The organism is Bryocella sp., from assembly GCF_058498515.1.
In genome coordinates, this window is the sequence record NZ_JBMHYI010000045.1 from 20,276 (window position 1) to 30,249 (window position 9,974).

At 64.5% G+C, this 9,974-nt stretch carries 11 protein-coding genes; 6 read left to right on the forward strand and 5 right to left on the reverse strand.

Going from position 1 to position 9,974, the window contains the following annotated elements; all coding sequences use genetic code 11:
- Positions 1-5: 5 nt before the first annotated feature.
- Positions 6-1,409, reverse strand: a complete 1,404-nt coding sequence (locus tag AC5E6W_RS13190; protein WP_491752772.1) for a dipeptidase — start codon at positions 1,407-1,409, stop codon at positions 6-8.
- A 215-nt stretch (positions 1,410-1,624) separates the two neighbouring features.
- Between AC5E6W_RS13190 and AC5E6W_RS13195 the strand changes: the two genes are divergently transcribed.
- Positions 1,625-2,476, forward strand: coding sequence for a hypothetical protein (locus tag AC5E6W_RS13195; protein WP_491752773.1), 852 nt, complete (start codon positions 1,625-1,627; stop codon positions 2,474-2,476).
- On the opposite strand, the gene AC5E6W_RS13200 is transcribed toward AC5E6W_RS13195, so the two are convergent.
- The 3 genes from AC5E6W_RS13200 to AC5E6W_RS13210 form a co-directional block, all read right to left on the reverse strand.
- Positions 2,427-3,800 carry an MFS transporter gene (locus AC5E6W_RS13200; protein WP_491752786.1) on the reverse strand — a complete coding sequence of 458 codons (1,374 nt, stop codon included), beginning with the start codon at positions 3,798-3,800 and terminating at the stop codon, positions 2,427-2,429. The genes AC5E6W_RS13195 and AC5E6W_RS13200 overlap by 50 nt on opposite strands.
- Before the next feature lie 77 nt (positions 3,801-3,877).
- Positions 3,878-4,252 (reverse strand): VOC family protein, encoded by a 375-nt coding sequence (locus AC5E6W_RS13205; protein ID WP_491752774.1) that lies wholly within the window; start codon positions 4,250-4,252, stop codon positions 3,878-3,880.
- 106 nt (positions 4,253-4,358) lie between these two features.
- A complete protein-coding gene (locus AC5E6W_RS13210) occupies positions 4,359-5,753 on the reverse strand; it encodes a M28 family peptidase (protein WP_491752775.1) in 1,395 nt (464 codons plus the stop codon).
- A 123-nt stretch (positions 5,754-5,876) separates the two neighbouring features.
- On the opposite strand from AC5E6W_RS13210, the gene AC5E6W_RS13215 reads away from it, so the two are divergent.
- The 3 genes from AC5E6W_RS13215 (at position 5,877) to AC5E6W_RS13225 (ending at position 8,242) form a co-directional block, all read left to right on the forward strand.
- Positions 5,877-6,671 (forward strand): TIGR03435 family protein, encoded by a 795-nt coding sequence (locus tag AC5E6W_RS13215; protein WP_491752776.1) that lies wholly within the window; start codon positions 5,877-5,879, stop codon positions 6,669-6,671.
- Positions 6,672-6,742: 71 nt separating this feature from the next.
- Complete coding sequence (locus AC5E6W_RS13220; protein WP_491752777.1) at positions 6,743-7,585, forward strand: rhamnogalacturonan acetylesterase; 843 nt, start codon at positions 6,743-6,745, stop codon at positions 7,583-7,585.
- A 63-nt stretch (positions 7,586-7,648) separates the two neighbouring features.
- Positions 7,649-8,242 (forward strand): thioredoxin family protein, encoded by a 594-nt coding sequence (locus AC5E6W_RS13225; RefSeq protein ID WP_491752778.1) that lies wholly within the window; start codon positions 7,649-7,651, stop codon positions 8,240-8,242.
- Positions 8,243-8,262: 20 nt separating this feature from the next.
- Here AC5E6W_RS13225 and AC5E6W_RS13230 read toward each other — a convergent pair whose 3' ends face one another.
- On the reverse strand, positions 8,263-8,490 hold the full coding sequence (locus tag AC5E6W_RS13230) for a hypothetical protein (RefSeq protein WP_491752779.1): 228 nt from the start codon (positions 8,488-8,490) through the stop codon (positions 8,263-8,265).
- Positions 8,491-8,576: 86 nt separating this feature from the next.
- Here AC5E6W_RS13230 and AC5E6W_RS13235 point away from each other — a divergent pair, with 86 nt between their 5' ends.
- Both AC5E6W_RS13235 and AC5E6W_RS13240 read left to right on the forward strand, forming a co-directional pair.
- Positions 8,577-8,876 carry a hypothetical protein gene (locus AC5E6W_RS13235; protein WP_491752780.1) on the forward strand — a complete coding sequence of 100 codons (300 nt, stop codon included), beginning with the start codon at positions 8,577-8,579 and terminating at the stop codon, positions 8,874-8,876.
- A gap of 153 nt (positions 8,877-9,029) precedes the next feature.
- Positions 9,030-9,974 (forward strand): preprotein translocase subunit SecA (locus AC5E6W_RS13240; protein ID WP_491752781.1); only part of this gene is annotated, 945 nt, incomplete at its 3' end.

Genomic DNA, 9,974 nt, shown 5'->3' on the forward strand with positions numbered 1-9,974 from the left:
CAGGTCTACGCCTTGCCTACGATCTCGAAGAACCGCACGATCGACTCGATGCCCTTGTGGAAGTTCGCGATATGGAATTTCTCGTTGGGAGCGTGCAGGTTGTCGTCCGGCAGACCGAAGCCCATCAGCACCGCGGGAATCCCCAGCTGACGCACGAAGTCTCCCACAATCGGGATCGATCCTCCGCCGCGCACATACACCGTCTTCTTACCCCAAACCTCGTCCATGGCCTGCGCCGCGGCGTGGATGTAGGAGTTGTCCGTGGAAATCACGATCGGCTCGCCCGAATGGATCATCCGGACCTCCGCCTGGATGCCCTTCGGCGTAATCGCCTCCACAAATTTCTTATACTTGGCGAACGTCGCCTCCGGCTTCATGCCGGGAACGAGGCGGAAGCTGATCTTCGCCGTCGCCTTCGCCGGAATCACCGTCTTCGCACCCGCGCCCGTAAAGCCGCCAACGATGCCGTGCACGTCCATCGTCGGTCTCGACCACGTCCGCTCCAGCACCGAGAACGCCAGTTCTCCATCCAGCGCCGTCGATCCCACCTCCGTCTTGCGGTAGTGCTCCTCATCGAACGGCAGCGATCGCCACCCCGTCAACTCCGCCTTCGACGGCGTCTCGATGCCGTCGTAAAAGCCGGGAATCGCAATGTGCCCATCGCTGCGCTTCATCTGCGCAATCATCTGCGCAATCGCGACAAATGGATTCGGCGCCGCCCCGCCGTACATGCCGGAGTGCAGGTCCGTCATCGCGCCGCGCACCTCAAGTTCCGTGTAGATCATGCCCCGCAACCCAACACACAGCGTGGGCAGATCCGGAGCAAACATCTCCGTGTCGCTCACCAGCGCCGCATCGGCCTGCAGTAGCCCGCCATGCTTGCCGACGAACGCCGCAATGCCCTCTCCGCCAACTTCTTCCTCACCCTCGACGATCACGCGGATATTCACCGGCAGCGACCCCGCTCCCTTCAGCAGCGACTCCAGCGCCTTCACATGCATCCACATCTGGCCCTTGTCGTCCACCGCGCCGCGCGCGTAGATGTTGCCATTCCGCTCTGTCGGCTCAAACGGCGGGGATTTCCACTCGCCCAGCGGATCAGGAGGTTGCACATCGTAGTGGCCGTAGCACAGGATCGTCGGCTTGTCCGCGCCCGCATGCAGCCAGTCCGCATACACCAGCGGATGCGCATGGCCGCTGGCTCGCGGCGTCTCACTCTCTGTCTCAATGAGGTGCACGTGCTCCAGCCCCGCAGCGCGCAGACCGTCGGCCACAAACTCAGCCGCGCGTCGCACGTCACCGGCCCGCTCCGGGTCCGTCGAAATTGAAGGAATCCTCAGCAGGTCCTTCAGTTCCTCGACAAACCGTTCTCCGTGTTCCTTCGCATAGGCAAGTGCAACATCACTCATCGTCCCGCAAGTCCTCTCTGGATGCCTTCCACCTCGTAACCGGGGCAACGGCACAGCTTCCCTTCGAGAATACTCGCGAATACTCGCGCCGAGGCGAATCGTCCACGCCTCCCGAGCGTCTGAATGGGTATCGAACCTCGCCCCAAATGAGTGGCGCGAGGCGATCAAATCAAGTTCATCCTTTCTACATTTGCTCTAAAGGCATGGAGGTCTCTTTGCACCTGTTGTCAGTCACCGCCGAAAACCGCCCGCCCCAGCGCCATTCCGAGCGCGACACCCACCATCCGGGCCGGCGTCTCACCGCCGCCGTGCTCTTCGCGGCCCTGACCCTGGTCACCTCTGCGGCCGCCGAGACCCCAAACGACGACGGCCTGCCGGACGCTCCGGTCCCCCAGAGTTCGAGCTCAACCTCCGCCGCCGCGGTTGCCGCCCAGTCCAGCGCACCCGCCACCAGCAGCAATGGCCAGACCCACCGCATCCTCGGAATCATCCCCAACTTCCGCGCCGCCACCACCAACGACAAGCTCCCGCCCCAAACGGTGAAGGATAAGTTCGTCACCGCGAGCGAGGACTCCTTCGATTACTCCGCCATCGTGCTTCCCGCAGCGGTCGCCGCCTACTCCTATGGCAGAAACAAATATCCGGAGTTCGGCACCGGCGGTGTCGGCTACGGTCGCTACCTCTGGCACTCTGTCGTCGATCAGACGGTCGAAAACTACATGGTCGAGTTCTTCGTGCCCGCCGCGACCCATGAGGACACCCGCTTCTACACGATGGGCCACGGCGGCTTCGTGAAGCGCGCCGGCTATGCCGTCAGTCGCGTCGTGGTAACCCGCACCGATAGCGGCGGACGCAGCTTCAACTACGGCGAGGTCATCGGCGCCGGAGCCGCCGCAGGTATCTCGAACCTCTATTACCCCAGCCGCGAGCGCTCCGTCTCGAATACCGGGGAGCAGTGGGGCCTCGACGTCGGCATCGACGCCGCCACCTTCGTCTTCAAGGAGTTCTGGCCCGACATCAGCTACCACCTTCTGCATCAGGGGCAACGTCCGGGAACCACTCCGTAAGAGGATTCGCCGTAAGGTCAGTCCCTGCCTGCGGGGCGGTGCTCTTCAGTAATACACCGATGATGAGCGCCGCCAGCGCACACGGCAACGCCAGCAGCGCAACTCCCGCCGCGTAGCCACCTGTCCGCACCCGCATCCATCCCATCAGGTACGGAAAGACAAACCCACCGGCGATGCCGCACATGTTGATCGCAGCCATCCCCACCGCCGCGGCCTCGCCGCTGAAGATCGTGATGGGCAGCGACAGCATCGGCCCCTGGAAGCTGGAGTAGGCGGCAACGCCCGCTCCCAGCGCCAGCGCGGCCAGCCAGCCGTGCAGCCGAAGCCCTCCAGCGCACAGCAGCAGCGCCCCCATCACCAGCAGTGGGATCACGATGTGCCAGCGCCGCTCACCGTGCTTGTCGGAGTGGATACCGTTCAGCAGCATCAACGCCACACCCGCGAATCCAATCACCGCTACCATCGACCCAACCGCTCCCGTCGCCAGCCCCGTCGCCTGCGATAGCATCGCCGGCAGCGAGAACGAGAGCCCATAGTTCGCTCCCAGCATCAGGAAGTAGCCACCGCCCAGGATCCACGTCGTCGGGCTGCGCAGCGCGAGCCTCCAGCCTCCATGCCGATTCGCCCCAAGGACTGCGGACTCACTCTCCAGGTGATCCAGCAAAGCGTCGCGCTCTTCGGGTGCAAGCCACTTCGCGTCATGCGGGCTATTCGGCAGCAGCACAAACACCGCCACGCTGATCAGCACCGCAGGCAGGCCCTCGACGAGAAACAGCCACTGCCATCCCGCAAGATGCAGCGTCCCATTCATCCTCAGCAGCGAACCCGCGGCCGAGCCCATCACCACATTGCTGAACGGCAGCCCCAGGTAAAACAGGCTGATCGCCCGCGCTCTCTCCCGCGCCGGAAACCACAGCGAGAGGTAGAAGATCACACCCGGAAAGTAGCCCGCCTCGGCCACGCCCAGCAGCATCCGCATCGAGTAAAAACTCGCAGGCGAATGCACCACCGCCATCGCCATCGCCAGCACGCCCCACGTGAGCATGATCCGCGCCAGCCAGCGCCGCGCACCAAAGCGCAGCAACAGAGCGTTCGAGGGAATCTCGCAGATCGCGTAGCTGACGAAGAACAGCCCCGCGCCCAGGCCATAGGTCTCCGCCGTGAGCCCCAGCGCATGGCTCATCGACTCCTGCGCAAAGCTGATGTTTACCCGGTCGAGATACGCCGCAATGTAGCCGAGCGAGAGCAGCGGCAGCAGACGCCACCGCGCACGCGACAGCGCGCGGTCGAGAGCAGAGTTGGGCAGCGGAGACGCGTCGGGCAGGTCGAAACCTCCGAAGTGCTGGCGTCAGAATACCCGACGTTTCGCCCGCTGCCCCGGCGAACCGAAAAGTCCTGCCCTCAGCCCTGCGGCGTCATCGGCTGAAAGATCGCAATCGCCGCGCCCGCCGGGTCGGACAGAATGGTCATCCAGCCGACGTTGGGGATCTCTTGCGGCCCCACATGCACCGTCGCACCCAGCTCCTTCGCCTTTTCGGTGGAAGCCTTAACATCCGCGACCCCGATGTACGCCAGCCAGCCCGGATTCCCTCCCGGCATGCTGGCGACACCGCCGCCCGGACCCTCAGCGGGCTTGAAGGTCGAGTAGATCCCCATCGGCCCCATGTCATTGTCGGTGAACTCCCAGCCGAAGAGCGCGCTGTAGAACGCCTTGGCCTTCGCGGGGTCGGCGGAGTTCAGTTCGAGATGCACAAACGGATTCCCAACGGCGTTCATCCTGTTCTTCTCCTCGGTTCCTGAAGTTCTCAACAGCCTGCATCCCATGCGCGGGACAAGGACCTCCATCATAGGACGAGCCCATTCCCCGCGCGTCAAACCCGTGTTAGTTGTGCGGTTGTCCGCCCGAATTCCACTGGGGCTTGAAGTCCGAGTCCGCCAGCCACCGTACCGGCTCGACCAGCGACTGGATCGCTGCGGTCATGTAAGCGAAGTCCACATGCGCCAGATCATCGTTCGGCTGATGATAGGTCGGCACCGTACCCCAGCCCGCCGCCGTATGAGCCACCACTCCCTTGAGTGCAAGCTGGTAGTTATCCGAGCGCTCGAAGAAGTGCTGCTCGGGATATGGATCGGGCCCCAGCAGCGCTCCATGCTTGGCCAGCGTCGGTCCCAGGTTGGAGCGATCCCACCCCGTAAGCAGCATCACGCCCTTCGGCATCTTCGGGTCCTGGTTACCGATCATCTCGAACTCTAGATTCGTCACAAGCTCCTTCAGCGGCACCACCGGATGCATGCCAAAGTACAGCGACCCCAGCTCGCCCGCCTCCTCCGAGCCGTAGCAGAGGAACAGCACGCTGCGCTTCAGCCTCGCTCCGGCGCCCAGAGCATGAGCCAGCTCCATCACCGCGATCGTCCCCGCAGCATCGTCGTTCGCTCCGTTATAGATGGAATCCCCATTCACCGCGCGTCCAATGCCTAGGTGATCCAGGTGCGCGCTCAGCAGGATCGTCCCCGCCTTCGGATCGCTCCCCGGAAGATAGCCGATCGTGTTGTACGTATAGCGCGGCTCCTTCGTCGGCAGCGCTGTCACGTCGAGCGAGACGACGGCCCCCGCCCCCAGAGACTCCAACGGCTTCGCCGCTGCACCGTGCACGATCGCCACGTTGCTTCCACCCCGCCGCGCGGGGCCTTCTGCCAGGCGAATCGGCGTGCGCGTCCTGCCGCCAAGCACGCCAAACACTCCGGTCGTCTGCGGTGTCTCGACAACCAGCACCGCCGCGGCGCCCACGCGCCGCAGCGAACCGATCGCCTCCAGCACCTCGTCCTGATTCTTAGCTCCCGTAAGCAGAAGGACAGACCCGCGCTCGATCTTCGTCGACTTGAGGGCGGAGACATCAACCTTGACTACAGGGCCGCTCGTGTTCGCTCCAGAAGATGCCGCAAGATCGAAATCGACGCCCTCCCGCAACGTCACGCTCCCGGCCTTGATCGTCGCCTTGCCGTCCAGCTCGGGAACAATCACCTCGCCACGCTGGAGATAGCTGTTCATCCCCGGAGCAAACTTCAGGCCGTAGGCCTCGAACTCGCTCGCAACATACGTCGCCGTAATCTCCTCATCGCGGGTCGCTGAACCGCGGCCATGCAGGATGTCGCTGGCGAGAAAATCTTCGTGCGCATGCACCCACTCCGGCTTCACCACCCAGCGAGTCTGCTGTGCGGCAGCCGCCACGGCCATCAGGCCCACAAGCGCCATCGCGCCACGTCGTATCGATCTCATTCCACTCCCTTTTCCTGCTGCCGGAACCACCTCCGCATCCTATCAGCGCCCCTGGTGACATCTCGCAGCCTCAGGGGTCCAATCCCTATCCGGCATCATCGCAGCACCTTGAGAGGCACAACCTTGATCCGAAACCTGGCATTGGCGGCGGCTCTCGTTCTCCTTCCGAACATCCAGGCTCAGACGACGAGCCCGCGTCCCAAGTTCGAGGCCTTCGACGTCGCCACCGTCAAGCTCGTCGATCACGATCCCAAGGGCGGCCGCTACTTCCGCATGGAGAACGCCCATCGCTGGATCGCGAAGGACTACACGCTTCCGCTGCTGATCGCCGCCGCCTACGATCTCAACACCCGCACCATCTCCGGCGGCCCGGACTGGGTCGACTCCGCGCACTTCGACATCGTCGCCATCACCCCCGGCGACGTGCAGCCCAATCGCATCGAGCAGATGGCCATGCTCCGCAAGCTGCTCGCCGATCAGTTCCAGCTCACCTTCCACCGCCAATCGCGCGAGTTCTCCCTCTATGAACTGCAGGTCGCGAAGGGTGGCCCAAAGCTAAAGGTCAGCACCGCGCCCGCCGAGGAAGCTCCCCAACTCATCAGCACCGTCTACCCGCAGAAGATCCACCTCCCCGCGCGCAACGCCACCATGCAGGACTTCGTCTTCATGCTCCAGCGCGCCATGCTCGACCGCCCTGTCACCGACAAAACCGGCCTCACCGCCCGCTACGACTTCGATCTCGAGTGGGCGCCCGACGAGACGCAGTTTGGCGGCGAGGTCCCCGTGGCCTCCGCCGATGCACCGTCGCCGCCGCTCTTCACCGCCCTCCCGCAACAGCTAGGCCTCAAGCTGGTCGCGGCCCGCGGACCCATCGACGCCCTCATCATCGACCACGCCACGCAGCCCGCCTCAAACTAGCGCTTCCCTGGCATCTGGATCCCTGGCATCTGGCAACTGAAATTCCCTCCCAGCAGTGATAGCCTGCCCCCATGCGTTCGCACTTGCTCTCCGCGCTGTTTCTCACCGCTCTCGCGGCTACCGCATCCGCGCAGACACCCGACCGTCCTCCCGACACTCCCTCGCAGACGGCAACCCACAACGAAGCTCCGCTGAATCCATCCCTGCCCACCGTCTTCGTCGTCGGCGACTCCACCGCACGCAACAACGCCAACTTCGGCTGGGGAGATCACTTCGCGCACCTCTTCGACACCTCCCGCATCAACGTCGCAAACCGCGCCATCGCTGGCCGCTCCTCGCGCACCTACATCAACGAGGGCCACTGGCAACACGTCCTCGACGAGATGAAGTCCGGCGACTATGTCCTCATCCAGATGGGCCACAACGATGGCGGCGACCTCGGCGGCTCCAAGCCTCGGGGCTCCATCAAAGGCATCGGCGACGAGACGCAGGACGTCCCGCAGACCGCAGGAGTCTTCGCTGGAAAAACCGAAACCGTACACACCTACGGCTGGTACGTCCGCAAGATGATCGACGAAGCCAAAGCCAAAGGCGCACACCCCATCCTGCTCACCCTCACGGTTCGCGACATCTGGACGCCCGGCCCCGACGGCGCGCAGCACATCGAGCGCGACATGGGCTACACCGCCTGGGAGCAGCAGATCGCAACGCAGGAGCACATTCCGCTTATAGATATGAGCGACCTTGCCGCCGATCGCTTCGAGGCGCTCGGCCCGGAGAAAACCGCCAAGCTCTTCCCCATCGACCACACCCACACCAGCCCCGAAGGCGCAGAGATCAACGCCGAGTGCGTCGCCGACGCATTACGCAACGCGCACTCCCCGCTCGCCGGCTACCTCAAGCCCGCCCGCTAGCATCCTTCGACTCTCTCGCGCGTCCTACAATCGCCACACGTGCCGCACCCGAGGAGAACTTCCGTGCTCAATCTGTTCCGCTTCCCCGTTCGCTCCGCTGGCCTCCTTGCCTTGGCCCTCACGCTCGCCCCGGCCACCCTCCGCGCGGCTACGCCCGACGGCGGTCCTCCCGCAACCGAGATCATCGGCAAAGCCGAAGCTCAGGCTCGCGCCGAGCACAAGGCCATCCTGCTCGACTTCGGCGCCTCCTGGTGCGGCAACTGCAAGCTCTACGACCGCTTCCTCGCCGACCCACAGATGCACGCCATCCTCAGCCGCGCCTTCGTCTTCGCCACCATGACCACCGGCGAGCACTCGAACGATACGAAGCACGCCAACACCCCCGGCGGCCTCGACTTCGAGGACTCCATCGGCGGCAAAGGCTCCGGCTGGCCCTACCTCGCCATCCTCGACGCCAACGGCAAGCCCATCGTCGACTCCTTCCGCCCCGATCCCAAGGCCAAGAGCGGCAAGTCCAACACCGGCTACCCGGACGCCCCTGAAGAGGTCGACTGGTTCGTCGAGATGCTGCGCCGCTCCGCGCCTTCGCTCACCCCGCAGGATCTGGCCACCGTCCACGCCTGGCTGAACGCCCATTCCACGACCCAGCACCACTAACCGCCTGTGTGGCACAAAGTTCAGTCCTGACTCTTGATCTCCAGTCGATCGACCGTGAGCGTACCAATCCTCAGCTTCTCGATCCGTCCCTCCAGCACCTTCATGCGCCTCATTCCGAGGGTCCCGATCACCATCGACCCAATCGCCACTGCCCCGATGGCGAGCGCACCCACTGCCACCGCTACCACCACAAGGCCGCCCGCCGACGCTGTCCCAACCGCGAGAGCCTTCGTTCTTACTGCGTTCATCTCCGCCTCCGTCTCCCCGGTCTCATCTTCGTGCTAAAAGCAGTCTTCGTATAGAAGCCACCTTCGTCTAGAATAGGCTGGTAGCCATGCGTCTGCGCGCCCGCCATCTCGCCGGACTTCTCCTCCTCCTTGCCACTCTTGGCACGGCGGAGGCCTCGTCCGTGCGCGCAGGCTCGGCCCCGGTCCCCAACCACTGCATCCACATGCTGCTCGCGCAGCGTACGACGCAGACACGGGACGCGGCGCCCACCGACCTTGAAGCTCGCGAGGCGCTGACCACCGCGCTCGCTCCGGCCGCACGCGTGACCTTGGCCGCGATGCATCCCATGGCGGCTTCCGCCGCCTCGACGGCAGCCACGCACGCCGTCACCGGCAGCAGCCTCTAAACCCTCCCGAGACGCCCCGTTCGCGCCGTCTCGCGTCTGCCCACGACCCCTGGCCGACGCATCCTAAACTGCATTGCCTGACCTCCGGTCCCGCGCACAGAGCCTCACCGGCTCGGCCTTCGCCCGCGCCCCGGCCCCAAAGGAACGACCTCCGTGTTCAACAAGACCCTCGCCAAAATCTTCGGTACCTCCAACGAGCGCGCCGTCAAGCGCATGCTCCCGACGCTCGCCACCATCAACGCCTTCGAGGAAGACCTCAAGCTCCTCTCCGATGACGAACTCCGCGCTAGGACCATCAAGTTCCAGGAGTTCATCGAGAGCCGCCGCAGCACCGTTCCCCAGGGCGAGCTCACCACGATGGACCAGCGCAACGCCTATCGCGAAGCCGTCCACGCCGTCGAGACGGCAGCCCTCACCGAGATCCTGCCCGAGGCCTTCGCCGTCACCCGCGAAGCCGCCCGCCGCGTCCTCGGCATGCGCCACTACGACGTCCAGATGATCGGCGGCATGGTGCTGCACTCCGGCAAAATCTCGGAGATGAAGACCGGCGAAGGCAAGACCCTCGTAGCCACGCTTCCCTGCTACCTCAACGCCCTCGCCGGCCGCGGCGTCCACGTCGTCACCGTCAACGACTACCTGGCCAAGCGCGATGCCGAGTGGATGGGCAAGGTCTACGGCTTCCTCGGTCTCTCCGTCGGCGTCATCGTGCATGACCTCTCCGACGAGCAGCGCCGCGAGGCCTACGCCTCTGACATCACCTACGGCACCAACAACGAGTTCGGCTTCGACTATCTGCGCGACAACATGAAGTACGACATGGCGCAGATGGTGCAGCGCGGCCACGCCTACGCCATCGTCGACGAAGTCGACTCGATCCTGGTCGACGAGGCGCGCACGCCGCTGATCATCTCCGGCCCGTCGGAGGATCGCTCCGGCCTCTACGTGAGCGTCGACGCGTTGATCCCGAGCCTGGCGCGCGAAGATTACGACATCGACGAGAAGCAGCGCACGGTGAGCCTCACCGAAGCCGGCAACGAGCACGTCGAGGCGATGCTGCGCAGCGCCGGGCTGATGAAAGAAGGCTTCCTCTATGAAGCC

Coding starts and splice junctions, on each gene's coding strand:
- AC5E6W_RS13190 (WP_491752772.1), bottom strand. CDS start 1,409: ATGAGTGATGTTGCACTTGCCTATGCGAAGGAACACGGAGAACGGTTT.
- AC5E6W_RS13205 (WP_491752774.1), bottom strand. CDS start 4,252: ATGAACGCCGTTGGGAATCCGTTTGTGCATCTCGAACTGAACTCCGCC.
- AC5E6W_RS13210 (WP_491752775.1), bottom strand. CDS start 5,753: ATGAGATCGATACGACGTGGCGCGATGGCGCTTGTGGGCCTGATGGCC.
- AC5E6W_RS13220 (WP_491752777.1), top strand. CDS start 6,743: ATGCGTTCGCACTTGCTCTCCGCGCTGTTTCTCACCGCTCTCGCGGCT.
- AC5E6W_RS13230 (WP_491752779.1), bottom strand. CDS start 8,490: ATGAACGCAGTAAGAACGAAGGCTCTCGCGGTTGGGACAGCGTCGGCG.
- AC5E6W_RS13235 (WP_491752780.1), top strand. CDS start 8,577: ATGCGTCTGCGCGCCCGCCATCTCGCCGGACTTCTCCTCCTCCTTGCC.